This window comes from Rossellomorea sp. LJF3 (assembly GCF_037046045.1).
Taxonomy (GTDB): Bacteria; Bacillota; Bacilli; order Bacillales; family Bacillaceae_B; genus Rossellomorea.
The window spans coordinates 1-24,533 of record NZ_JBANLY010000026.1; the positions used below are offsets into that span (position 1 = coordinate 1).

At 45.0% G+C, this 24,533-nt stretch carries 27 protein-coding genes and 1 pseudogene; 1 reads left to right on the top strand and 27 read right to left on the bottom strand.

The features are described 5' to 3' along the window. Nucleotides 1-381: 381 nt before the first annotated feature. The 24 genes from V8G47_RS18235 to V8G47_RS18350 form a co-directional block, all read right to left on the bottom strand. Nucleotides 382-1,218, bottom strand: a complete 837-nt coding sequence (locus V8G47_RS18235; protein WP_336201334.1) for a TlyA family RNA methyltransferase — start codon at nucleotides 1,216-1,218, stop codon at nucleotides 382-384. Between the two features lie 2 nt (nucleotides 1,219-1,220). Beyond that, nucleotides 1,221-3,113: a 1-deoxy-D-xylulose-5-phosphate synthase gene (gene dxs / locus V8G47_RS18240; RefSeq protein WP_336201335.1), complete on the bottom strand. Its 1,893-nt coding sequence runs from the start codon at nucleotides 3,111-3,113 to the stop codon at nucleotides 1,221-1,223. Between the two features lie 21 nt (nucleotides 3,114-3,134). Next, nucleotides 3,135-3,767 (bottom strand): hypothetical protein, encoded by a 633-nt coding sequence (locus V8G47_RS18245; RefSeq protein ID WP_336201336.1) that lies wholly within the window; start codon nucleotides 3,765-3,767, stop codon nucleotides 3,135-3,137. Between the two features lie 703 nt (nucleotides 3,768-4,470). Then, nucleotides 4,471-5,361 (bottom strand): polyprenyl synthetase family protein, encoded by an 891-nt coding sequence (locus V8G47_RS18250; RefSeq protein ID WP_336201337.1) that lies wholly within the window; start codon nucleotides 5,359-5,361, stop codon nucleotides 4,471-4,473. Nucleotides 5,362-5,364: 3 nt separating this feature from the next. After that, a complete protein-coding gene (xseB, locus tag V8G47_RS18255; protein ID WP_060672217.1) occupies nucleotides 5,365-5,598 on the bottom strand; it encodes an exodeoxyribonuclease VII small subunit in 234 nt (77 codons plus the stop codon). Continuing rightward, on the bottom strand, nucleotides 5,585-6,952 hold the full coding sequence (xseA, locus tag V8G47_RS18260; protein WP_336201338.1) for an exodeoxyribonuclease VII large subunit: 1,368 nt from the start codon (nucleotides 6,950-6,952) through the stop codon (nucleotides 5,585-5,587). The genes xseB and xseA overlap by 14 nt, the downstream gene beginning before the upstream one ends. A 113-nt stretch (nucleotides 6,953-7,065) precedes the next feature. After that, the gene (gene folD, locus V8G47_RS18265) at nucleotides 7,066-7,932 is read right to left on the bottom strand and encodes a bifunctional methylenetetrahydrofolate dehydrogenase/methenyltetrahydrofolate cyclohydrolase FolD (RefSeq protein ID WP_336201339.1); all 867 of its coding nucleotides are present in this window, start codon (nucleotides 7,930-7,932) and stop codon (nucleotides 7,066-7,068) included. 20 nt (nucleotides 7,933-7,952) lie between these two features. Further along, nucleotides 7,953-8,339, bottom strand: a complete 387-nt coding sequence (gene nusB, locus V8G47_RS18270; protein WP_336201340.1) for a transcription antitermination factor NusB — start codon at nucleotides 8,337-8,339, stop codon at nucleotides 7,953-7,955. Between the two features lie 623 nt (nucleotides 8,340-8,962). Beyond that, a complete protein-coding gene (locus V8G47_RS18275) occupies nucleotides 8,963-9,133 on the bottom strand; it encodes a hypothetical protein (protein ID WP_336201341.1) in 171 nt (56 codons plus the stop codon). 39 nt (nucleotides 9,134-9,172) lie between these two features. Beyond that, on the bottom strand, nucleotides 9,173-9,583 hold the full coding sequence (locus V8G47_RS18280; RefSeq protein WP_034758025.1) for an Asp23/Gls24 family envelope stress response protein: 411 nt from the start codon (nucleotides 9,581-9,583) through the stop codon (nucleotides 9,173-9,175). Nucleotides 9,584-9,606: 23 nt separating this feature from the next. Then, entirely contained in the window at nucleotides 9,607-10,959 is a 1,353-nt protein-coding gene (accC, locus tag V8G47_RS18285) for an acetyl-CoA carboxylase biotin carboxylase subunit (protein ID WP_261750428.1), read from the bottom strand. A 15-nt stretch (nucleotides 10,960-10,974) separates the two neighbouring features. Beyond that, entirely contained in the window at nucleotides 10,975-11,475 is a 501-nt protein-coding gene (gene accB / locus V8G47_RS18290) for an acetyl-CoA carboxylase biotin carboxyl carrier protein (RefSeq protein ID WP_336201342.1), read from the bottom strand. A 266-nt stretch (nucleotides 11,476-11,741) separates the two neighbouring features. Continuing rightward, nucleotides 11,742-12,296, bottom strand: a complete 555-nt coding sequence (locus V8G47_RS18295) for a SpoIIIAH-like family protein (RefSeq protein ID WP_336201343.1) — start codon at nucleotides 12,294-12,296, stop codon at nucleotides 11,742-11,744. 14 nt (nucleotides 12,297-12,310) lie between these two features. After that, nucleotides 12,311-12,964 carry a stage III sporulation protein AG gene (gene spoIIIAG, locus V8G47_RS18300; protein ID WP_336201344.1) on the bottom strand — a complete coding sequence of 218 codons (654 nt, stop codon included), beginning with the start codon at nucleotides 12,962-12,964 and terminating at the stop codon, nucleotides 12,311-12,313. Beyond that, nucleotides 12,954-13,583, bottom strand: coding sequence for a stage III sporulation protein AF (gene spoIIIAF / locus V8G47_RS18305; RefSeq protein ID WP_336201345.1), 630 nt, complete (start codon nucleotides 13,581-13,583; stop codon nucleotides 12,954-12,956). Before spoIIIAF ends, spoIIIAG begins: the two co-directional genes overlap by 11 nt. 12 nt (nucleotides 13,584-13,595) lie before the next feature. Further along, entirely contained in the window at nucleotides 13,596-14,795 is a 1,200-nt protein-coding gene (spoIIIAE, locus tag V8G47_RS18310; RefSeq protein ID WP_336201346.1) for a stage III sporulation protein AE, read from the bottom strand. A 24-nt stretch (nucleotides 14,796-14,819) separates the two neighbouring features. After that, the gene (spoIIIAD, locus tag V8G47_RS18315; RefSeq protein ID WP_094075148.1) at nucleotides 14,820-15,212 is read right to left on the bottom strand and encodes a stage III sporulation protein AD; all 393 of its coding nucleotides are present in this window, start codon (nucleotides 15,210-15,212) and stop codon (nucleotides 14,820-14,822) included. A gap of 13 nt (nucleotides 15,213-15,225) precedes the next feature. After that, complete coding sequence (spoIIIAC, locus tag V8G47_RS18320) at nucleotides 15,226-15,432, bottom strand: stage III sporulation protein AC (protein ID WP_034758004.1); 207 nt, start codon at nucleotides 15,430-15,432, stop codon at nucleotides 15,226-15,228. Between the two features lie 50 nt (nucleotides 15,433-15,482). Further along, nucleotides 15,483-15,998, bottom strand: a complete 516-nt coding sequence (gene spoIIIAB, locus V8G47_RS18325) for a stage III sporulation protein SpoIIIAB (protein ID WP_034758002.1) — start codon at nucleotides 15,996-15,998, stop codon at nucleotides 15,483-15,485. Beyond that, a complete protein-coding gene (gene spoIIIAA / locus V8G47_RS18330) occupies nucleotides 15,999-16,922 on the bottom strand; it encodes a stage III sporulation protein AA (RefSeq protein WP_336201347.1) in 924 nt (307 codons plus the stop codon). 222 nt (nucleotides 16,923-17,144) lie between these two features. Next, nucleotides 17,145-17,702: an elongation factor P gene (gene efp / locus V8G47_RS18335; protein WP_034757996.1), complete on the bottom strand. Its 558-nt coding sequence runs from the start codon at nucleotides 17,700-17,702 to the stop codon at nucleotides 17,145-17,147. Nucleotides 17,703-17,740: 38 nt separating this feature from the next. Next, the gene (locus tag V8G47_RS18340) at nucleotides 17,741-18,805 is read right to left on the bottom strand and encodes a M24 family metallopeptidase (RefSeq protein WP_336201348.1); all 1,065 of its coding nucleotides are present in this window, start codon (nucleotides 18,803-18,805) and stop codon (nucleotides 17,741-17,743) included. After that, nucleotides 18,795-19,253, bottom strand: coding sequence for a type II 3-dehydroquinate dehydratase (aroQ, locus tag V8G47_RS18345; protein WP_336201349.1), 459 nt, complete (start codon nucleotides 19,251-19,253; stop codon nucleotides 18,795-18,797). The genes V8G47_RS18340 and aroQ overlap by 11 nt, the downstream gene beginning before the upstream one ends. Before the next feature lie 85 nt (nucleotides 19,254-19,338). Further along, nucleotides 19,339-19,908, bottom strand: coding sequence for a YqhR family membrane protein (locus V8G47_RS18350; protein WP_336201350.1), 570 nt, complete (start codon nucleotides 19,906-19,908; stop codon nucleotides 19,339-19,341). A gap of 308 nt (nucleotides 19,909-20,216) precedes the next feature. Here V8G47_RS18350 and V8G47_RS18355 point away from each other — a divergent pair, with 308 nt between their 5' ends. Next, nucleotides 20,217-20,579 carry an SA1362 family protein gene (locus V8G47_RS18355; RefSeq protein WP_336201351.1) on the top strand — a complete coding sequence of 121 codons (363 nt, stop codon included), beginning with the start codon at nucleotides 20,217-20,219 and terminating at the stop codon, nucleotides 20,577-20,579. A gap of 16 nt (nucleotides 20,580-20,595) precedes the next feature. On the opposite strand, the gene V8G47_RS18360 is transcribed toward V8G47_RS18355, so the two are convergent. The 3 genes and pseudogenes from V8G47_RS18360 to V8G47_RS18370 form a co-directional block, all read right to left on the bottom strand. Continuing rightward, the gene (locus tag V8G47_RS18360; protein WP_336201352.1) at nucleotides 20,596-21,477 is read right to left on the bottom strand and encodes a patatin-like phospholipase family protein; all 882 of its coding nucleotides are present in this window, start codon (nucleotides 21,475-21,477) and stop codon (nucleotides 20,596-20,598) included. A 104-nt stretch (nucleotides 21,478-21,581) separates the two neighbouring features. Next, a pseudogene (locus V8G47_RS18365) lies at nucleotides 21,582-23,357 on the bottom strand (vitamin B12-dependent ribonucleotide reductase); the annotation flags it as partial. Nucleotides 23,358-23,559: 202 nt separating this feature from the next. Then, nucleotides 23,560-24,477 carry an endonuclease domain-containing protein gene (locus tag V8G47_RS18370; RefSeq protein ID WP_336201353.1) on the bottom strand — a complete coding sequence of 306 codons (918 nt, stop codon included), beginning with the start codon at nucleotides 24,475-24,477 and terminating at the stop codon, nucleotides 23,560-23,562. Nucleotides 24,478-24,533 lie beyond the last annotated feature (56 nt).

Below are 24,533 nucleotides of genomic sequence, written 5' to 3' on the forward strand. Positions count from 1 at the left end.
AAAGAAAAGCGGAAGGGGCTCGTTCTGGGGCGACTAGCATAAGGCGAGTCACCCGGAAAGGCGCTCTTTGCCTTTTTGGGTGACTTGACTTATGACCTCGAGCCCCAAGCCGCCGGAGCTGGACAAAAGAAAAGCGGAAGGGGCTCGTTCTGGGGCGACAAGCATAAGGCGAGTCACCCGGAAAGGCGCTCTTTGCCTTTTTGGGTGACTTGACTTATGACCTCGAGCCCCAAGCCCCTGGAGCTGGACAAAGAAAAGCGGAGGCGGCTTAGTCAAGCCCGACAAGCATATCATCTACTTTCCTGTTACTGCCTTTCCCCGTGAACATTAATAGCTTTCCCATGAAAAAAGCCACTCTCCCTAAGAAAAGTGGCCCTACTTTTATTGCTGTGTTTTTGCCTTTAATTGACTATGTGCTTCTTCGATCACGTCATCCGGTGTGGTGGTAAGAAGGGACTCCCCTTTACCCTCTTGACCCGGCCATTTAAGATGAATGAGGAATTCTATATTCCCATCCCCGCCTGTAATGGGGGAATAAGAGAGACCTGCTATATGATAGCCTTCTTTAATTGCTAATGTCATGATTTTTTCGATGACCATTTTGTGTACGGCAGGATCTCTTACGATCCCTTTTTTCCCGACCTGATCCTTACCCGCTTCGAATTGCGGCTTGATTAAAGCGACACAATCCCCTCCAGGAACCAATAAGGTTTTCAGGACAGGCAATATCAATGAAAGGGATATGAAGGATACGTCGATGGAAGCAAAGCTTGGCATCTCCCCTTGAAGATCCGCAGGGGTCACGTATCGGAAGTTCGTCCGTTCCATGACCACTACCCGTTCATCCTGTCTTAGCTTCCAGGCTAATTGGTTATATCCTACATCAAGGGCATAGGACATTTTTGCGCCATTTTGGAGGGCACAATCCGTAAACCCGCCAGTGGAAGCACCGATATCGAGCATCACTTTACCGTCTACATCCACATCGAAGACCTGGAGAGCCTTCTCAAGCTTCAAACCGCCACGGCTCACATAAGGAATCACTTTCCCCTTCATCGTAAGGGGGATATCTTCACTTACTTTTTCCCCCGGCTTGTCCAGTCTCATTTCATTGGAATAAACAAGACCCGCCATGACAGCCCGTTTCGCTTTTTCTCTTGTATCAATCAATCCTCGTTCTACCAGAAGTACGTCTACTCGTTGTTTTTTTACTTTCATCATTAAGCCCTTTTTTGTTTTTTTGGTGTGATCGTTAAGATGCGATCCACTATGTTTTCTTTTGTCATGCCGATTTCATTCAATAATTCCTTCACGCTGCCATGCTCGATGAAGTAATCAGGAATACCGATGCGGTCGATCACGGCGTCATGGAAGCCCTGTTCCTGTGCGAATTCAAGAACTCCACTTCCGAAACCGCCTTGAAGAACGGCTTCTTCGATCGTCAGCACTGGCATATCTTCTTCCAGGATCCTTTTCAGCATGATCTCATCCATCGGTTTAATGAAACGGGCGTTTACAACCCGGACCGAAAGACCTTGTTTTTCAAGGTCTGCTGCCGCTTCCATGGCCATCGGGATCGTCGTTCCGAAAGTAAGGATGGCTGCATCCGTTCCCTGTTTCAATATTTCCCACGTTCCAATCGGGATCGTTGTAAGTTCCCCGTCCATCGGTACTCCATACCCGTTTCCACGGGGATAACGCAGAGCGATGGGACCATCATTATATTGAAGTGCCGTATTGACAAGGTGCTGTCCTTCATTCTCGTCTTTCGGCATCATGATCACCATATTCGGTAAATGTCTTAAAAAGGCGATATCGAATACTCCTTGATGGGTTTCCCCGTCTGCTCCGACCAATCCGGCACGGTCGATCCCGATGAAGACGTTTAAGTTTTGGCGGCAAATATCGTGAACCACCTGATCGTAAGCCCGTTGCAGGAAGGTAGAATATATGGCTAAGAACGGCTTCATATCCTGCGTGGCAAGACCTGCAGCGACCGTTGTGGCATGCTGCTCGGCAATCCCCACATCGAACATCCGATCAGGGAACTCCTCCGCAAACCCGAGAAGTTTGGAGCCGACCGGCATTGCCGGGGTAATGGCGACAATCCGTTCATCCTCACGGGCAACCCTTCGGACCGTCTCACTGACAAGGCCACTCCATGACGGAGGTGCATTCACAGGCTTGATCAGATCTCCGGTATCGATCTTGTAAGGTCCGGTACCGTGCCAGGTTCCTTTTTTATCCGACTCTGCAGGATGAAACCCTTTTCCTTTTTTCGTGATCACGTGTAAAAGGACGGGGCCTTTCGTTTTCTTCGCATATTGAATATTTTCAGCGAGATCATTATAATCATGTCCATCGATCGGTCCAAGGTATGTAAAACCGAGCTCTTCAAAGAACATTCCGGAAACGAATAAATACTTTAAGCTGTCCTTTACCCGTTCAGCTGTACTGGCTAATTTGCCGCCAACAGCGGGGATGCGCTTAAGGATATATTCCATTTCATCCTTCACCCAGTTGTATTTTCCGGCTGTACGCAAACGGCCAAGTACACTGTGAAGGGCCCCTACATTTGGAGCGATGGACATTTCATTGTCATTCAGTACAACGATCATGTCCTTCTTTTCATGACCGATATGATTGAGAGCTTCAAGTGCCATTCCACCAGTCAAGGCACCATCACCGATCACCGGGATAATATATGAATCTTCTTTCTTGACGTCCCTCGCGATCGCCATACCCATGGCTGCCGATAATGAAGTGGAACTATGACCGGTTTCCCATACATCATGCTCACTTTCATTCCGTTTCGGAAAACCGCATAACCCCTTATATTGACGGAGGGTATCAAACTGACAAGCCCTGCCGGTTAATATCTTATGGACATACGATTGGTGACCAACATCCCAAAGGATTTTATCTTTTGGACTAGAGAAATGCTTATGAAGGGCAACGGTTAATTCGACCACCCCTAAGTTTGGACCAATATGACCGCCGGTTTTGGAAAGATTCTTGATCAGGAATTGGCGAATCTCTTGGCTGAGCTCTTCTAATTGTTCATTCGACATGCTCTTTAGAAAAGAAGGCTCCTTTATTGATAATAGATCCATGGGGTCCACTCACTTTCATCACTAAATATTTTGTTTCTCGCGCTTAAAACCTTTTTTCTTGTTTTTATCTTTTTTGTCTTTTTTATCTTTGATTAGGACGATATGAAATCGATCTTCAAGGAATTGTAGAACTTTACCAACTCTAAATATTATATCCTTAGAATAGGTGATAGCAAACGTTTTTCCAAGCGCTTTGCCTCCGACTGTCAAGGAAGCGATGATACTTGTCAGGGTTACACTTACGATATACTCCTTCAAGGACCCTCCCTTAAGGTGAAAGGAAACCGCCAATTGGACCAGGACAATCGCTGATGCAGTCCCGCTTATGATCCCTGAGATATCACCGATCACATCGTTACAGAAGCTCGCGAATCGATCTGCGTTCCGTACAATTTTGATTGAATATTTCGCTCCGTATACCTTTTTGGCCGCCATGGCATGAAAAGGGGTTTCATCAGCAGCCGTTGAGGCGATTCCCAGCATATCAAAAAAGATCCCGATGAAGACGATGATCAACACGACTACGAGCCCTGTATACCATGCGACTCCATTTAAAACCATATTGGAAGTAACTGAAAAAATAGCCGCTAACACAAATGTGATAACGGCAATGCTGACACTCCATTTTATTGAGTTTTTCATTGTTTCATTCATTATCGTTTAAACACACCGTTTCTACTGTGTAAATAGTTTGGTTATATGTAATTGGGGGGTCATATAAAGAGTAAAAATTGCAGCTTAGGTCCAGTAGGTTTTCCCAATCAGGTACCGGATGTTGCCATACCGGCGGTTTCCCATTAAACCCGACTTAGCCGCGTCACCACAAGCTAGACTGGATTACCACTTAGTCCGCACTATAATCCTCTTTATATGTCCGAATATGAACAGTCTAGGAGTTTTCCTCAACAGTCCTTAACACAATCCTTAGCCTCTTTTGCAAAGAGGATTTCATATGGGCGAAAAAGCACATATCAATGGCCAACTGATGTGTACCCTGTAACCATAATCCCCTCTCTCTTCACTCAAGGCAGGCTACGCTGCTAGTGAATCATCACATCGCAGGTTCATACTTTGTTCTTATTGCATATGCTTTGAAGCCAGCATAAGAAACAAAGCCTCCGCGGCTCGCGGGTCAACGCCCACATGCCATTGTGGATCGCCCTCAAGCCTTACTCCCAGATATGACCCAAAGCTGGGCGCCTCAAGCCAATTCCAGGAACTTCATCGATGTGCCCTTTAGTGGATTTTTAGGCCCACCTTCAGGATTGGTGGACTGACTAGAATACTGCACCACCCCAAAATTTATTCTACCCGTATTATAACATATGTTAAATCACTAGCTCAAACATAGAATGTTTTAATGGTTACGGGAAACGATCAATCGGGCAATTTCTGCCAGCAGACCGGAGTCCACTGGCAAGTCAGCAAGTGCCGTCAACGCCTCGTCCAAATGAAATTGAAGCTTCTCCTTCGCACCTTTCATCGTCAAAAGGCTTGGATACGTACTCTTATGTTTCGATTCGTCGCTCCCCACCGGTTTACCAATCATTTCTTCAGATCCTTCAATATCGAGGATATCATCCTGAATTTGGAACGCAAGGCCGATATGGTAGGAAAATCGTTCAAGCAGCTCAAGCTCATTCTCTGACGCCCCTGAAATGATTCCCCCGGCCAATACGCTGAATATGAGTAACTTTCCTGTCTTATGAACGTGAATATTTTCAAGCTCCTGTACGGTTAACCGCTTATTCTCCCCTTCGATATCGGCAACCTGACCGCCGACCATGCCTTCTGGACCGGCACACCGTGCGAGAAGGGCGATGATCTTCACCTTTTGGTCATTTGATAAGGCTGAATCTTCTGCAATGAGCTGAAAGCTGTATGTCAGCAGACCATCGCCTGCAAGAATCGCTGCTGCCTCCCCAAACATTTTATGATTGGTCGGCTTGCCTCGCCTTAAATCGTCATCATCCATGGAAGGAAGGTCGTCATGGATCAAAGAATATGTATGAATCATTTCAAGGGCGGACGCTGTATTGAGTCCCAGCCTCGTGTCTTGATTGAAAGTCCGGATCACTGCCAGCAGGAGGATGGGACGTATCCTTTTTCCACCTGCCTGCAGGGAATAAATCATGGCCTCCTTTAATACAGGAGGGATCTTTAGGCCTTCTACGGCCTCAACCATATGTTTGGTGATCAGTTCCCCATGCTCCTGTTGAAACTCTTTCAATGTAATGGGAGGATACATGTATTATTCCTCCTCATCGAGATCAAAGGATTTTTCCCCTTCATCCGTCATCATTTTCGTTAATTGATTTTCTGCTTTTTGCAACGTATCATGACAATATTTTGAAAGGTCCATCCCTTTTTGATAGAATTCCAACGCCTTCTCGAGGGGGACTTCCCCTTCTTCTAATTTCTCCACGATTTCTTCCAACTGATCCATAGCTGTTTCAAATGATAATTCTTCTTTAGATTTTGCCATTTTGCTCACGCTCCTCAACGGATTCAACTTCACAATGTATTTTTCCATCTTTGACATTAATCTCGATGCGGTCGCCTTCCTTTACCTGCCGGGATGACTTTATCAGATCTCCTTCGTCACGGTAAACGAGGCTGTATCCCCTGTCCATGATCTTCAATGGACTGAGGGCATGTAAGGTGGACAGCGCTGAAGTGAAACGATGATTCTTTTCTTTCAACACTTGTTTAAATTGCTTCTCAAGCGCGGTCTGCATAGATATTACCCGTTCATGCTGCACCTTGATGATCTGGGATGGATGAACACGCTCTAGCCTTGAATGAAGAACGGATAATCGATCCCGGTCTTGTTTCACATGCATACTTATATTTCTTTGCAGCTGATCCGTCAGCCGGTCGACGGCCTCGATCTTCTGCTGATAAAGATTTCTGGGATTTCTCAAAGCATACGATTTGGTTAATCCATTTAACCGGTTTCTTTCGCTTTGCAGCTTAGTTTTAAACGATTTAATCAGCCTTAGTTTCCTGTTCATGATCCTTTCCAATAGATCATCAATATGAGGAACAGCTAACTCCCCGGCAGCCGTCGGTGTAGGTGCCCTGAGATCCGCCACAAAATCGGCGATCGTAAAATCCGTCTCATGCCCCACGGCAGAAATGACGGGAACCTTTGACTCGACAATCGCTTTCGCCACTACTTCCTCGTTGAAAGCCCACAACTCTTCAATCGAACCGCCCCCCCGGCCGATGATCAACACGTCGATATCACCGTGCTCATTCACCTTCCTCATGGCGCCGGCAATCGAGCCTGCCGCTTGATCGCCCTGGACCAGAGCAGGATAGACGAGTATTTCTCCGATCGGATACCTCCGCTTGATCGTCGTGATGATATCACGGATCGCGGCACCCGTCGGGGAGGTGACAACGGCGATCCGCTTCGGAAACTTAGGGATCATCCGTTTGCGCTCCTGGTCAAAGAATCCAGCTTTCTCGAGCTTCTCCTTCAGCTGTTCATACGCTAAATAAAGCTCGCCGATTCCATCGGGCTGCATTTCTTTCACATAGATCTGATATTGCCCGCCTGACTCATACACGGATATATCTCCGCGGATCAATACATTCATCCCATTTTCCGGCCTGAATTTCATTGACTGATTGTGACTTGAAAACATCACAGACAATATCCTTGCCTTTTCATCTTTCAGAGTAAAGTACATATGTCCGCTTGAGTGCCTTTTGAAGTTGGAAATTTCGCCCCTTACAAACAGGTTGGACAGATGCGGGTCCCTGTCGAATTTACGTTTTATGTATTTTGTCAGAGCTTGTACCGTTAAATAACGTGATTGATCAAGTTCCATGCTCACTGACTCCTTTGTCCCTTGCAATAAATGAATTTTATATGCAGGAATACGGAAAGGGACCAGCGATTAGCCGTCCCTTTCCTTTTATGTTACGTATATTGTACTATTTTTTAACCGTTTTGGCGATTCCCGAGAGCCCATTCTGCAGATTTCACGGTGTTATAGAGGAGCATGGTGATGGTCATAGGACCGACTCCACCGGGAACAGGGGTGATTTTCCCTGCTTTTTCCTTTACTTCCGCAAAGTTCACATCTCCGCACAGCTTGCCATCTTCGTTGCGATTCATGCCAACATCGATGATAACCGCACCGGGTTTGATGTCTCGAGCCCCGATCAGATTCGCTTTCCCTACGGCAGAAACGATAATATCCGCCTGCTGTGTGAAGGAAGACATATTGTCCGTTTTGGAATGGCAGAACGTCACGGTGGCATTCCGATTCAGGAATAAGTGACCTGCCGGCTTTCCGACAATGTTACTTCGCCCTAATATGACGACGTGTTTTCCTTCCACCGAGATGTTTTCATATTCTAGCATTTTCATGATCCCAAGTGGCGTGCAGGAATAGAAAGTATCTTGATTCGTCACCATTTTCCCTATGGAAACGGGATGAAAGCCGTCCACATCCTTCGATGGAGAAATCGTCTCAATCACGGTAATCGGGTTGATATGTTCCGGCAGTGGAAGTTGAACGAGAATACCATGGATATGATCCTGTTCATTCAATTCCCTGATTTTCCCAAGCAGCTCTTCTTGTGTAAGAGTGGATTCATATAAATAAAGCTCTGAATGGATCCCAAGATTACTGCATGCCTTCCTCTTCATTTTCACATACGAATGGGAGGCATGGTTATCACCCACCAGGATGACAGCCAGTCCAGGTACGACTTCCTGCTCCTTCAGCTGTTCAATCTGACTCTTTAATTGCTGCCGATAATGATCTGCAATGAGCTTGCCATCAATTATAGAAGCTGACATTCACTCGCCCCCTTACATTGTTAAGATTGACTTACCTTTGAAAGGACACCATTGATAAATTTACTGGATTGATCATCACCAAAGATCTTTGCTATTTCAACCGCTTCATTAATGACCACATTATTCGGGACGTCTTCTACAAACAGAAGCTCGTACACGCCTAGACGCAGAATATTACGGTCGACTTTTGCCAGACGGTCAAACGACCATTTCTCCAGGTTTTCACGAATATGTCCATCAACCCGTTCCTGATTCTCGATGAAGCCGAGAACAATCTGCTCAAGATACGCATCCATCTTCTCCTCTTCCTCCAGCACGTTCCTTAACGCAACCTTCGGCTCAATCCCACTCATATCTATTTGAAATAACGCCTGTAAAGCCTTTTCACGGGCAACTCTTCTCTTCATCTTATATTTACTCCTTTTAATCCATCAATTTTCATACCTTTGATAATAGCACAAACCAAGGGCATTACGCACGCGTATGTAAAAAAATCAATATTCTGAAAGAAAAGCGGAGGGGCTTTGGTCAGAGGCGACAAGCATATGACGAACCAGCCGGAAAGGCGTTCTTTGCCTTTTTGGCTGGTTTGACATATGACCTCGAGCCTCTAAGCCCCGTAGCTGGACAAGTAGAAAAGCGGAGGCGGGTTGGTCAGGCCCGACAAGCATTTCTGGGAAATCCCTGAAGGCGCTTTTTGCCTTTGGGGATTTTTCAGAAATGACATCGAGGGACTACCCGCCGGAGCTGGACAAATAGAAAAGCGGAGCCGACTGGGTTGGCCCGAAAAGCATAAGATGAATGGGCTTTGAAGGCGCTCTTTGCCTTCATAGACCATTTAGCTTATGACCTCGAGGGACAAGGAAGCGGAGCTGGACAAATAGAAAAGCGGAGGGGCTTTGCCTAGAGGCGACAAGCATATGGCGAACCAGTCGGAAAGGCGTTCTTTGCCTTTTTGGCTGGTTTGACATATGACCTCGAGCCTCTAAGCCCCGGAGCTGGACAAATAGAAAAGCGGAGCCGACACAAATCAAAAATCCAGCCGAAATCCCTGCAAATCCAGCCGTTTTGATGAAAAATCCAGCGGAAGCCGATAGTAATCCAGCCATTTCAGGAAAAAATCCGGCCAATCTACGGAATAATCCAGCCGTTTTACATAAAATCCCATCCTCGCCCCGATCCACGGTACACCTCCTGACACAAAAAAAGAACGGCCCCCTAAAAGGACCGTTCTTCCCCGTTACATTTCGTCTTCAATTTCAGCTTCAAACTTTTGGTTTTCAAATTGAACGCCGACGATATGAACATTCACTTCGTCTGCTTCGAGAGCAGTCATGTTAAGCAAGGCTTGACGGATGTTGTCCTGGATTTTTTGAGCGACCGTCGGGATGGCTACACCAAATTTCATGATGCAGTATACATCTACGATGATCCCTTCTTCGGCCAGTTCCACTTTGACACCCTTACCGTGGTTTTTCTTTCCAAGACGCTCGACGACACCTGTTGCGAAGTTTCCGCGCATTTGGGATACGCCTTCTACTTCTGACGCGGCGATTCCTGCGATTACTTCAATCACTTCAGGTGCGATTTCAATTTTCCCAAGACCGTCTTTACCGTGAGACATTTGTAAAAGGTTTTGATTTTCCGCCATGTAAGGCACCTCCTGAATTCACACTAGGATTTCATTACTTCGTATTTTTCTAAGAATTTCGTATTGAATTCCCCACCTACAAAGGTTTCATGATCTAATAGTCTGAGATGGAACGGGATGGTTGTGTGTATACCTTCAACCACAAATTCACTTAGAGCCCGTTTCATCCTTGAAATGGCTTCTTCACGTGTCGCTCCATAGGTAATCACTTTGGCAATCATGCTATCGTAATATGGAGGGATCATATAACCAGGATATGCGGCTGAGTCGACTCTTACGCCAATGCCGCCCGGTGGAAGATACATTTCGATCCGGCCCGCTGAAGGCATGAAATTCTTCTCTGGATTCTCAGCATTAATACGACATTCGATGGCCCAGCCAGTGAACGTCACCTCTTCCTGTGTCAGGGAGAGCTTTTGTCCTGATGCCACGAGAATCTGTTCCTTAATCAAATCGACCCCTGTTACTTGTTCGGTTACAGGATGTTCAACCTGGATACGCGTATTCATTTCCATAAAGTAGAATGATTGATTCACGTAATCATATATAAATTCTACCGTGCCGGCGCCTGTATAATCAACCGCTTTGGCTGCTTTTACTGCTGCTTCCCCCATTTTAACACGATTCTCTTCTGTTAAAGCGGGTGACGGTGTTTCTTCAATCAGTTTTTGTAGGCGGCGCTGAATCGTACAGTCCCGTTCACCAAGATGGATCACGTTTCCGAAGTTATCGGCGAGCACCTGAATTTCCACGTGCCTGAAGTCCTCGATGAACTTCTCGATATATACACCCGGGTTTCCGAATGCAGTCATGGCTTCCTGCTGGGTGATCGTCACCCCTTTGATAAGCTCTTCCTGACTTTTCGCGACACGGATCCCTTTACCTCCACCACCGGCAGTGGCTTTGATGATGACGGGATAACCCATGGATTCTGCAAGCTGGACTGCATCGTCTGCATCTTTCACAATGCCTTTTGAACCAGGGACAATCGGGACGCCTGCTTCCCTCATCGTTTCACGAGCCACGTCTTTGGTCCCCATCTTGGAGATGGCTTCAGGTGAAGGACCAATGAAGATGATGTTGCAATCGCGGCACAACTCTGCAAAATCAGAGTTCTCGGCTAGAAATCCGTAACCCGGGTGGATGGCATCACAATCCGTCAGTTTCGCTACGCTGATGATGTTTGTGAAATTCAGGTAGCTGTCTTTCGATGCAGTAGGTCCGATGCAATAAGCTTCATCCGCTAATTGAACATGAAGTGCCTCTTTATCTGCTTCAGAATAAACGGCTACACTTTCAATGCCTAAATCTCGGCATGCACGAATGATACGTACAGCAATTTCTCCTCGATTGGCGATTAATACCTTTTTTATCATATCTATTTTCGCTCCTTATTCAGGTTTAACCAAGAATAACGGCTGACCATATTCCACTAATTGACCGTCTTTTACTAAAATTTCTACGATTTCGCCTTTTGCTTCGGCTTCGATTTCATTAAATAGTTTCATCGCTTCCACGATGCATACCACTGAGCTTTCATCGACTTTATCCCCGACTTTTACATATGGACCTGATTCGGGTGAAGAGGATTGGTAGAACGTCCCGACCATCGGAGACGTGATTTTATGTAATTTTGCATCCTCAGCGCTAGCTTGTGGAGCTTCTTTTTCTGCCTGTGCAGGAGCAGCAGCTTCCTGTACAGGTGCTTGTTGAATGGCTTGTGCAGCAGGTTTCACTTCTTCGACTGCCTGTACCACCGGCTGGGCCGATACGGTAACGCCATTATTTTTCTTTAGATTGATCTTGGAACCATCATGCTCGTATGTAAACTCTTCAACACTTGATTGATCTACGAGTTTGATTATTTCGCGAATTTCTTGAATTTTCAACACTGTTGACACCCCTCTTATAGTTTAAAAAATTATGACTAGCTACTAACATCATACGATAATACCTCGTATAAATTCAATATGCGATTCCTACCATCCTTTAAAAGCGCATACAACCCTACCTCTATTCTAGACCTTTTTCGGAAAAAAATAAAATAATAGAAAAGGATTTTTCATTTATCTGATAAAAAGGGGCGTTAATTTCTGGATAAAACATAAATAAGCCGCCTAAAGAGTCTGCTTTAGGCGGCACCGTGTCCTCGATCCGTTTAGTTTGCCGGCTGGAATTCCACTGCGACCGGCTTCAATTGACCCACTTCACTCATGACCAGGCGAATGATTTCATTGGCATCGGCTTTAGAGTGCTCTTTGTCTGATTTCACCGTGATACGGATGTTTTCACCGTTCGCTCTGACAAGGGCATCCTCGTAACCCATTGTTTTAATCATCGTTTCAAGAACCGATTCCGTCATCGCAAGTTCTCGAAGGTTTTCCATCTGCTCATAGGCTGCACTCTTTTCTTCCGCTGACACATCCGCGTTTGCTACCTTCGCTTCCAGCTCTTCACGAAGCTGATCACGCTGGTCTGTTACTTCAAGACGCAATGCTTCGAACATTTCATTTCCAGCGGCATCCGTGACGACTTCCATGTCATTGCCTGACATTGTCTCTTTATCTCCACCTTTAGCCTGCTCTTTCGCATCCTTTTCCTGATAAGCCATATCTGTCGCTTGTTGTGTTGGTGACGTAATGTAGTAAACCGAAAGGACAATCACAAGACTCAACATCGTTAATAACCAAACCGTTTGTTTTTTCAGTAACATCTATCATTTCCCCCTTATTGTTTGGGCAGGACCGATACCCGGTGACTTGGAACATCAAGGGCGCGGGTGACGGCCTCTATAATCCATTTTTTGATTTGTATGTTATCGGCTCCCTTTGCTACTACAAGGACACCGGTGACTTTAGGTTTTTTTGTTTCTTTCACAATGGGAACTTCTTTATCACCGTTGTTGACAATGACGATTTCTTCTTCCCGGGATTTATCTTCTATCGACCGTTTTCCGCCTTCTTTATCTTCTTCATCAGTGGATTGTGTTTTTGTCGATTCATTTTTCTCATAAACTTTTGATTCCGTTGCATCCACATTGACCACGACATATACATCGCTAACCCCTACAATCTGATCCAGGGCTTCTTTCAACTGATTTTCGTATCGATCTTCGTAATCCCTCATGGACCCATCCGACTCCTTTTGACCGGATCCGAATGCCGCCACTTCTTCAGGGGTACCTCCATCCACCTGCTTAGCGACCTCAACCCCTTGATCACCGCTCCACAGGTCGCTGATCAGCATGAAGGCCACTCCTATGAGAAGCACAATGAGAAAATAATGCAGCCTTTTACCTTTTTTTCCCCTGGGTGGAGAGTTCGCGTCTTCTTTTGACAACCATTCCTTCAGCATATTCAGCGGACCTTTATTAAAGTTCATTCGCTTCCCCAGTCCCCCCTTCAACTGTAATGATTATTTTGTCTTGTGTTAGATTCCATTGTTCGGCTAGTAAGGAGGCCAGTTGGGACGTATCTTCGTCGGATGTTTTCTTTCTCGTTTCAGATCCCGTATCGATCTCCACGTTTTGGACTGTTTCAATCGTGCTGTCTTTTTCACTTTCCTTTTCTTTCACAATTACTGTCACTCCTGTAATACTGTCGGGAAGATTTTCTACGTCATCTGCCTGTATGGTCACCTTCTCAATGACTTTGCCGTGCTCATCCATCATCTCCTTTTCTGCTTCTTGTTTCATTTGGACAGCCATCTGTTCTAAAATATATGCACGTTGTGAGGCTTGTATTTCTTTTTTCTTCATTTCTATTTCATTTTCCACCGATTTATTCTGAGAAGGACCATTTAAATCGATGGAATTCATCACCTCATCAAAATCCGTGGACATCAATTTAAAGAGCGGTGTAAGGATGATGGTGATCAATAATAAGCCGGTCACGATTTTGGCATATTTCTGCATGTTGGAGCTTGGAAGCAGCATGTCAATGACGGTGGCTAAGAGAACAAAGATGATGATATTTGTAATCCAATCGGTTAGAAATGACATGACGGGACCCCCTTATCGCATCATCATCGTAATATTTCCCGCTGCAATGATGACGGTAAGACTTAAGAAAAACATAAAGGACACGATCGCCAGGGCCGCAAAGACATAAATCACACTCTTTGCGATCGTATCCAGGCATTCAATCACCGGTCCTCCCCCGAGAGGTTGAAGGAGAGCGGCAGCCAGTTTGTATATGAAGGCAATCATCAAGATTTTGATGGCCGGAAAGGCTGCTATGATCAAAACGATGGCGACACCCGCTATCCCCACCGTATTTTTCAGGAGGACCGATGCGCTGATCACAGTATCCGTTGCATCCGTGAACATCCTGCCGATGACCGGGACAAAGTTCCCTGTCACAAATTTCGCTGTGCGGATCGTTATGCCGTCCGTCACGGCTGCCGTGGCACCCTGTACGGATATCACCCCGAGAAAGACCGTCATGAAGGCCCCTAACAGCCCGATGCTCCAAGTTCTCAATAATTGAGCGAGCTGAGTCACTTTGTAATGGCTTGAAAGGGTGCTCACAATGCTCAAGAGGGCGGATAGGAATAAGAGGGGCAGCACGACATTTTGAATGAGTAAGCCGCTTGTATTCATCAGGAAGATAATGACGGGATGAAAGAAAGCTGCCGAAACCACGCCTCCTGAAGCGGCAATCAGGGCAAGGAGCAGGGGGATGAGGGCGATGATGAAATGAACCATGGTGGAAATCGCATCCCGGGTGTAGTCGATGGCAACATGAAAACTATTCAGTGCGATGATGATCAACACCATGAAAATGATGCTGTATGCCACCTTACTGACGCTTCCTCCTTCGAAAGCATTCTGCAGGGACTGGAGAAACATGCTGAAGATCGTGAGCATAATCAGGGTCCCCAATAACTTTCCATTCATCACAAGCTCCTGAAAGGCAAATTTGAAGATGCCACTGAACCATGCCTTAAAGGAGAACTCTTTCTCGCCTTTCATGAAATCGATCAAACTGCCTTTTTGACTTTCGGGAAGATAGCCTCCGTATTGATCCACGATACTATTCCAGTATCCCGTTAATTCTTCAACCCCTAACCGGTCCAACTGCGCATCGATCATTTCCTGCTGGATGTTTGTATCGGGAGGATTCTGTTCATCTCCTTCCTCTGCTTGTCCACTTGAGGCTGCGACGAAAAAGATAACGAGTGCTGTGACGAGAATCCGATATAATTGCAACATTCATTCCACCTCTTAACGTTTCGCTTATCCAGTCGGAATCATATTGATGATCGTTTCGATGATGACTGTCAGAATGGGAACAGCCATTGCCAATATTAATATCTTTCCGGCAAGCTCCACTTTCGCTGCCAGTGCCCCTTGACCGGCATCTTTCGTAATGTGTGAAGCGAATTCCGCTATGTAAGCGATGCCGATGATTTTAAGGATGGTTTCCACATACACCATGTTCACGTTTGCGTTTGCAGCAAGCTTTTCAATCATATGGATGATGGAATAAATTTGATCAATAAGAAATAAAAAAATCGTACAACCTGTAAACACAATGAGCAGGAAAGCAAAATTAGGTTTTTGTTCTTTTACGATCAAAGCAAGAAAAGTCGCAACCAATGCAATACCTACAATCTGGATGATCTCAATCGCGGACGCCCCCTTATCCTTGATATAAGAAGACCGATTTTATCTTCTGGAACAAATCATCGACAATCGAAGCCACCATGAACAGGATGTAGATGAATCCGAATAATGTCACCCACTGGGCATATTCCTTCTTCCCCACCTGATCTAAAATCGTATGCAAAAAGGCGACGACAATCCCTACTCCGGCAATCTTGAAAATAATATCCACGTCAATTCCCATATTTGTTTCCCTCCTGGTTTCTAAGCCTCATCCCGCATGCGGACCGCAAGTCAGAGCAGTAGAATGATCAACAAAAGTCCTGATAGAAAACCTAAACTTTTCGTCATCTTTTCATATTTCTTCTGCTTTTCAACGGCTTCCGTTTCTTCCCTATCCAGATGTTTGAGAGCAAGCTGGATATGTTTTTGCTGAGTCATCATGTCGTGTCTGCCAAGGTTTTCTCCGAATTGCTTCAGGATTTCATACTCACCCGCTTTAAAAGCCGTTAACTTCCAGACATCATTCAGGCTTTCTTCCCATGCTTTCTTCACTGAAATCTCCTGCTCTGTCAATTTCTTCGAGAACGTTTCAAAAAACCAGGAAACAGGCTTTTGCAGTTGTTTGGAAATCTTTCTGGTCGCTTCATGCAATGGGGTATGACTATAGGTGATTTCAGCTTCCAATGACTGAAGGGCCAGCTTCAATAGCCGAAGCTGCCTTGGTCTTTCCGTCAAATATTTCGAAGCTTCGAACCCTGCCCAGGAAGTGGAAAGGAGAATAAATACAGCGCCAACAAGTTTTATCATTTACGTCACACTCACTTTTTTCAGAAGAGATAGTCCGTGTTCGTCCCACACCTCATGGACCTTACCCGGTTCATCCCCCCTCCTCAGTTCCACGAATCGTTCAATCGTCTGCAGATTCACAATATCCTTGATAACGGGTCTCTTTCTTACTTCTCCTAAAGAAGATCCATGCGTCGTCATGATAAGGGTTATACCGGCATTCACGGCTTCCTGAATCGCTTGACCGTCTTCCGCCCGTCCGATTTCATCCACGACCAGGACATCCGGACTCATGGAGCGGATCAGCATCATCATGCCCTCAGCCTTTGGACAGGCATCCAGCACGTCCACCCTCGGACCGAACATCAGCTGAGGGATGCCGTTCACGCAGCCGGCAATCTCTGATCGTTCATCAACGATCCCCACTTTGAATGGGGGGATATTTCTTTCAGGGACCCCCGTCGAAATCATCCTGGCCAGATCCCGAAGCAGAGTGGTTTTGCCGGTCTGAGGGGAACCGATCAGCATCGTATGTTTCCAGCCGTCATTGTACACATATGGAAAGATGGACTGAGCTATGCCAAGCTTTTCCCTGGCAATCCGGATGTTAAAAGAAGAGAGATTCCGAATCCCCTTCACGACTCCGCCTTCTAGTATCACCTTCCCGGCAAGCCCCACCCGATGCCCGCCTTCAATCGTGATATAGCCACGCTTCAACTCTTCTTCCAATGTATAAAATGAATGGCGGGATAATTTGTTAATGAGCTGTTCACTATCTTCTTCTGTCACCGTATAGGAAAGAAAGTATGGCTTCCCCCGTGCCGTTACCTCTAATACACGGCTGGTACGAACCCTGATTTCTTCTATCCGGTCAATCAGATCTTGTGGAAGGGAAAGGACTTTGTCAGTTATAGTGCTGGGTAGAAAGGCTAGAACTTCTTGCATATGGAGACCTCCTAATCTTGTTCCACTCCGGGTTGAAGGATATGGACCCTTCGTACATGCTTCCCGATAATACAATGTATTCTAGTGAATGGAGATTATGACAGTAGAGTTGGAAGATTTGAGGTGGTCATTGGGAGTCGTGAAGGGAAGAGGAGGGAATGGGGAAAGACCAAAAAAAGCCTGAACGGGATTCATCCCGTTCAGGCTTTTCATATTTATTCTTTATCCACGTGATACGTAAGATCCGTCCGTTGTGTTAATGATCAGTGTGTCCCCTTCGTTCACGAAGAATGGAACGTTCACCACTAAACCTGTTTCAACAGTAGCAGGCTTGGATCCACCGGAAGCCGTGTCACCTTTGATTCCCGGTTCTGTTTCCGTCACTTTTAATTCAACAGAGTTTGGAAGCTCGACTCCAAGCGTTTCTCCACCGTACATCATGATGGATACTTCCATGTTCTCTTTTAAATATTTCAATTCATATTCAATGGAAGAAGCAGGAAGCTCGATTTGATCGTAGCTTTCGTTATCCATGAATACATGCATATCCCCATTGGCATACAGGTACTGCATTTTACGGTTGTCGATCTGGGCCTTTCCTACTTTTTCACCGGCACGGAACGTTTTTTCCTGGATCGCTCCCGTGCGAAGGTTACGAAGTTTAGAGCGGACGAACGCGGCTCCCTTACCTGGTTTAACGTGTTGGAAATCGATTACCCGCCAAATTCCGTTGTCGACTTCAATCGTTAAACCAGTACGAAAATCATTTACTGAAATCATGTTTATTCCTCCTATTGTCTAGTAGGCCTTTTTCAGGACTAAAATGGTAGAATGATTAGATCTTTTGTTGAGTGTGTCAGTGTTTCATTGGAATCTTCCGTTATGAGTGTATCATCTTCGATACGTACGCCGCCGACTCCCGGTACATAGACACCTGGTTCAACCGTTACGATCATCCCGGGCTCAAGCACCACGTCGGAGCGTGAGGACAATCCTGGTCCTTCATGTACTTCAAGACCAATGCCGTGCCCCAGTGAATGTCCGAAATACTCTCCATAACCTTTTTCTGTTATGTAATCACGAGCGATTGCATCCGCTTCTTTTCCAGTCATGCCCGGCTTGATTTGTTCCATGGCAAGAAGCTGTGATTGAAGGACGACATCATAGATCTCTTTCAATTTATCGGTTGGTTCCCCTACAGATAAAGTACGCGTCATGTCGGAGCAGTATCCTTTATAGTATGCACCATAATCCAAGGTTACAAAATCACCTTTTTCAATGACTTTATCGCTGGCCACCCCGTGAGGAAGGGCAGAACGATTACCTGAGGCAACGATGATATCAAAAGAGGATGAAGTGGCTCCTGCTTTTCTCATGAAGAATTCTAATTCATTTGAAACCTCTAACTCTGTCACACCCGGTTTGATGAAATCTAATATATGCTTAAATGCTGCATCGGCAATATCCGCCGCATCCTTAATTATATTAAGCTCTTCAGGTGTCTTAATCAAGCGTAACTTTTCCACTAAACCGGATACCGGCACCATATCCGCTTCCACTCTATCCCGGTAGCTTTCGAATGCACTGTACGTCATGTCGTTCTTTTCGAAACCAAGTTTCGTAATACCAAGGTTCTTCGCCTGTTTCGCGACTTCTTCATGAATCGGACCGGTATGCTGCACAATTTCATAATCAGCCGCCTGTTCCGTTGCTTGTTCTATGTATCTGAAATCGGTGATGAATAATGCCTTCTCCTTTGAAATCAACACCACTCCGGAAGAACCCGTAAAGTTCGTCATATAGCGGCGATTATACGTACTCGTCAATAAAATACCGTCAAGTTCATTCTCTGATAAGGTTTCACGTAATCGTTCAATTTTCATCGTGTTCCACTCCCTTAATGTTCTTTATAATCGCTTTGAGGGCCAACTCGTAACCGAACAGTCCGAATCCGACAATCTGCCCAATTGTCTCTGCTGCCACGACAGACTGATGCCTGAACTCTTCCCGTGCATGAATATTTGATATATGCACTTCCACAACCGGAACGGATACAGACGCCACTGCATCTCTTAACGCATAGCTGTAATGCGTGAATGCACCGGGGTTCAGTATGATCCCCGCATATCCTTCATCTTCACACTTGTGGATGATGTCAATCAATTCCCCTTCATGATTGGATTGAGCGGCAAGCAATTCATAACCGTCTTTTTCTGCCTTGCTTTTTAAGGTTGATTCCAGCTGAGCCAGTGTGACATGACCGTAAATAGCGGGCTCCCGTTTCCCTAATCGATTTAAATTGGGCCCATTTAACAGTAAGATTTTCACCATATGTAAACTCCTAAAAAAATAGAATGTTCATCATGAACATTCTAACATAAACCTTTTACCTATACCTACTTAATTGTCTGATAAATTAATGAGAAACTTCCCCTGATTTTTCCTTTTCATCCTGATGCCTTAATTCATTTTCTTCATATGAAATCGAGTAACCTATAAATACACCGTAAAGAATATACAAACAGAACGTCGTGATCAATGTGTGATAATCAATGGCTGTAAAGGATTTTATGCTTGGGAAAAGTGGATTCAGCACCAGAAAAAATGCCAGGTACAGAGCGATCCCATACGCTGCACCCACCCACATGGACTTGAATTTTCTCAACAGGCCATAATAAATGAGGGCCACACCGATCGATATGACACCGTAAGCCACAATGGATAGAACGATACCGATCCATTTGTCCACCCAGTCCCCGACTGCCCAAGGTTCGAATATGATATTGGGTTCAATTTTCGTAAAGGAAAAGAAGTAGCAAATGTATGCAATTCCGCTCCATAGCATCCCGGCAGTAAAGCCCGTCACGACGACCATTGCCGTGAAAGAAAGCGGTTTTTCACTTTGATTCTGCTCCAGCCGTGGATTTTCTTTACTTTCTTCCGTCCCGTCCTGGACCTTCTCATGTTGCCCTTTCTGTTCTGCCATCTGTAACACCTCCATTCGTAGTATGTCCCATAGAATGAAACATTTGCATGGAATTGTTTATTTTTATTTCATTAATCGGTGACAGGGATCGTCGATAAATAACATTCAGGAAACGCTCCCTCTAGTGCTTTTCTTCAATATTTAGTAAAATAGATACTATCTTTAAAAGTTTCAGAAAAAAGAAGTGGGTTTGTCACATTCATTCCCTTATAAAAAATCAATTTTTACGGTTAAAGAAGACCGAAATGGTCTAGAATAATAGTATAGATAATATCTAAGATGGATAGTGATGTAAGGAGGTGGCTTTGTTGAACGCTCGTAATATCTTTGTTTTCACACTCATTTTGTTGGCTATAATCGGGCTCGGAACTTCCCTGTTCGGAAATCTTTTAGGTCTTGCAAGGCAATTGCTGATTACAGCAGCCGTCATCGGGATCATCTATTTCATTTACAAAAGATGGTTCAGTGGAAGACGGGCTGGAAATAGCAATGAACAGAGAGCGTTTGTTAAAGCAGCCAAGCAATCGAAGAAGCGGCATAAGAAGAAGTCTACAAGTAAACCTCAAGTATCCAATGTTTCAAAGAAACGTTCGATGCGAAAAAAATCCAATGCCAAACTAACCGTAATTGAAGGAAAAAAGAATAAAAAAAACAATCGAGCTTCGTTTTAGGAGCTCGATTGTTTTTTTAATGTGTCCATGTCTGTAAAAAGTCAGTTGCCTTCGTTTTCCCGTATTGAACGAGTTCAATCTTCCGCTCAGGAGTGAGTTCGAATTCCGTGGTGAGTACCCCTTCTGTCGGAATAAAGATTATGTTCTTTTCAAGTTTTCTGGAAATATATCTTGAGTCATGAGCGTCCTTCATGGTTGTAAACAGGGCTCCATATAAATCAATGGCATTTTTGATCGGTTTTTTCGGCTTACTTATCAAGTCGTGACTAAGCTTCACTCCGAGTACCGGCCTTACCTTCTTCACATTTTCCCTGTCAAAGAGCCACATGGGGAAATTACTGAGTACCCCCCCGTCCACCATAAAACTGGTCCCTTCAAGTGAACGCAATTTAACAGGTTCAAAGAAATAAGGAAGGCTCGCACTCATCCGTATCGCCCGGGCAACGGGAAAGGTTTCTTTCGGTATTCCGTACTTCTCAAGGTCATCAGGAAGAACAAGAAGTCTTCCGTTTGATAAATCCGATGCAATGACACGGAGGGACCCGGGGGGCAGATCGGCAAACGTATAAATCCCCCTCGCTTTCAGCTTTTCTTCCACCCAGCTTTCAAGTGCCGCTCCTTTATATAACCCTAAACGATAATAAATCCGAAACCACTTGAGGATAGGCAGGGAAATGATTGCGTTTGAATCCAACAGGTCTTTCAAATCAAGATCATCCATGATTTTGAATAATTCACGGCTTGAGTATCCTGCAGCAATAAATGCAGCGATGACAGCTCCTGCACTGGTTCCTGCCAGTCTCTTGAAGGTGTAGCCTTTCTCTTCAATCGCCTGGTATGCTCCAATCATGGCGAGCCCCTTTATACCTCCACCGGAAAATACGCCATCGATGTCCAAAGGCTCCACTCCTTTTAGTGTATTACTACATCTTTAATTCACCTGGAAGGATTTTAGACTAAAAAAAAGGAGGGGAACCAGTCCCCTCCTGCGCATTTCAATGATTATAGTCCACACTTCAGCTGAGCGCCGCAGTTTGTACAAGTATTGCAGCCACCCATATCTTTTACCGTACCTTTACGGCAGACCGGGCACGTATTCCCCACTTCGGAACCGATGGTCACGTCCGTTGAACGCACGTCCTGGATCGTATCCAGTAAAACGATCGGCTTTTTAGCCGTCGGAATATCATGTTGTTCCTGTTCATTCCCATCATCAAAGCTGTTTTCTTCCGCTTTAAGGGTGAGCACCTGAGAATCACGGCTTCCGTCCACATACACGGTACCGCCCTTTGCTCCGCCTTTATACAGTCGCTCATATACTTTTTCTACTTGTTCCACCGTATAACCACGAGGGGCATTAACGGTTTTCGAAATGGAGCTATCGATCCAATTCTGGATGACGCATTGAACGTCGGCATGTGCTTGTGGAGCCAGGCTCATGGAAGAAATAAACCATTCCGGAAGATTGTCTGCATCCGCATCCGGATTTCTCTTCAAGTAATCCTCTACAATATCTGCCTTTACTTCAATGAATTTGCCGAGACGTCCACTTCTGTAATAGGTGAAGGAGAAGTATGGCTCAAGACCCGTCGACACCCCGACCATCGTACCTGTGGAACCTGTTGGGGCCACCGTCAGCAGATGGGAGTTCCGGATTCCGTACTCTTCAATATCATGACGCACGTCTTCAGGCATTTTCTTCATAAAGCCTGTTTCCACGAATGCCTTACGCAGGGCCTTCGTTTCTTCATCAGTGCTTCCAGTCAGGAATGGGAAGCTTCCTTTTTCCTTCGATAATTCAACAGAAGCACGATAAGCAGTTGTCGCGATGACTTCAAAAACTTCATCCACAAGCCTGTTGCCTTCTTCTGAACCGTATTCTTTTTCACAGTAGATCAATAAGTCAGCAAGACCCATTACCCCAAGGCCTACGCGTCGCTCTCCGAGAGCCTGCTTCTTATTTTCATCCAGGAAGTATGGAGTCGCGTCGATGACATTGTCCTGCATGCGGACACCTACTTCCACCGTCCGTTTCAATTTTTCAAAATCAACGGTTTTCGTTTCTTTATCGGCGAATTGGGCAAGGTTGACAGCTGCCAGGTTACATACTGAGTACGGTGCAAGGGGCTGCTCACCACAAGGGTTCGTAGCGACTACCTTCTGCCCATATGCTTTCGCATTCGTCATATCATTGGCGTTATCGATAAAGAAGATTCCAGGTTCAGCTGAGTACGTTGCACACACATTGATCAGGTTCCACAGTTCTTTCGCCTTGATCTTGCGGTACGTGCGAACTTTGTATCCAAGCTTTTCCCATTCACGCACATCGCCTACATTGTGCCATTCTTCATTATAATAGTTCATTTGTTCTTCGTTATAGCTTTCCACATCAGGGAAGCGAAGATCATATTCACGATCGTGCTCCACGGCTTCCATGAAGTCGCTTGTCAGGCAGACGGAGATATTCGCCCCTGTGAGAAATTCTGAATTATGGACGCTGTATGTGCCCCCTGTACGCAGTTTTTCTTCTGCATTCTTAAGGATCTTCGCATCGAATCCACCATAGCCGGGGATCTGTCTGTAGTTCAGGATCCCTTGATACATCGCTTCCTCTTGTTCAGTCAGCGGGGTGAACTTCAACTTATCCTGAGCTGCCTTTTTGATGGTTTCATCTTCCGTGTTTTCAAGAAGATAACGCAGGATACGCGGGTTTTGCATTTTAGAAATAATGAATTCAATAATATCGGGATGCCAATCTGAAAGCATGATCATTTGTGCCAATATGTTACGTTGATTCGTTACATCAACTCTCTAAGTCGCCTTAGAGTTCAGACCATATCTTACACTCATTTGAGTGTCCTCGCACTTCGGAGTCACTCGACTCCTACTCTACTCGCTTCCGCCAGATGCAGCGTGCTTTCGATGGTCGTTGAACCTTCTCCATTTCAGAGGAGCTTGGCTGCTGATTGTCTTTATCCACTTACTGTTTTTGAGCATTCACGTTTGCCGTTTCCGGCTGCGTTGTAGCCAGTAAGTCATGTATGATGTTTTTAACATAATCAAAATTATTGAGTATGTCATCTTCCCAAAAACGTGTGATGTGATATCCATTGCCTTGAGCAATCTCATTTTTTTCCAAGTCGATTTTCATTCTTTCTTTTTGCCAATCTTTTGGTTCTGGATAGAACTTGGGATTAGCATGCCAATAATCTCCATCGCATTCAATAATAATTTTATATTCAACAAGCAAAAAGTCATATTGCCTTTTTTGAAGAATGAATGAGTACTTATACTTCACATTCAATTCTTGTAGGTATTTCTCCATAAGGAATTCTATTTTGGTTTTACGAAATACCTGTTCTTCAAATTGTTTTATTGTTGCTTGTCGAATCTTCTCTATGGTTTCTTCACTGTAAATACCAGTCTTGCCACTATTCCAAGAAGGGGTTTTGTTTGCTTTTCGAGTTTTCGCAGTCTTGGATATGATTTTTTGAAAGTGTTGAAGCTTTTCTTCTTCCTTCAATGACTCATGCCAAGATTTTGCCAAGCTCTTTTTAAGTTGCTTATGGCAAGACTCACTGCAGGTGCTCACCCTAAGATCTTCTTTTTCAAAATCTTTTGAGCAAACCTTACACTTTCTTAAACGGCTTTGGCGCCGTCCACATCCTTTACTACAGTATTTATTGGGTTTGCCTCTTCTCAGCTGTACAATACTTTTGCACGTCTCGTTACAGCACTCCAGGTCATCCCTAGTGTAATAGTAGCTAACCAAGTAATCTTTCAATGAAAGTCCATGTTCATTTTTTAAATGCGATGTAAATCGTCCTTGTTTGTTATGAGAAATTTTGAATCCACAAATCTTACACGTCTGAGATTTTTTTGCATCATATGGTATCATGCTATTCACCTCACGATAGGTATATTTTCATTATACTGATCAGGAGGCTGAACAAC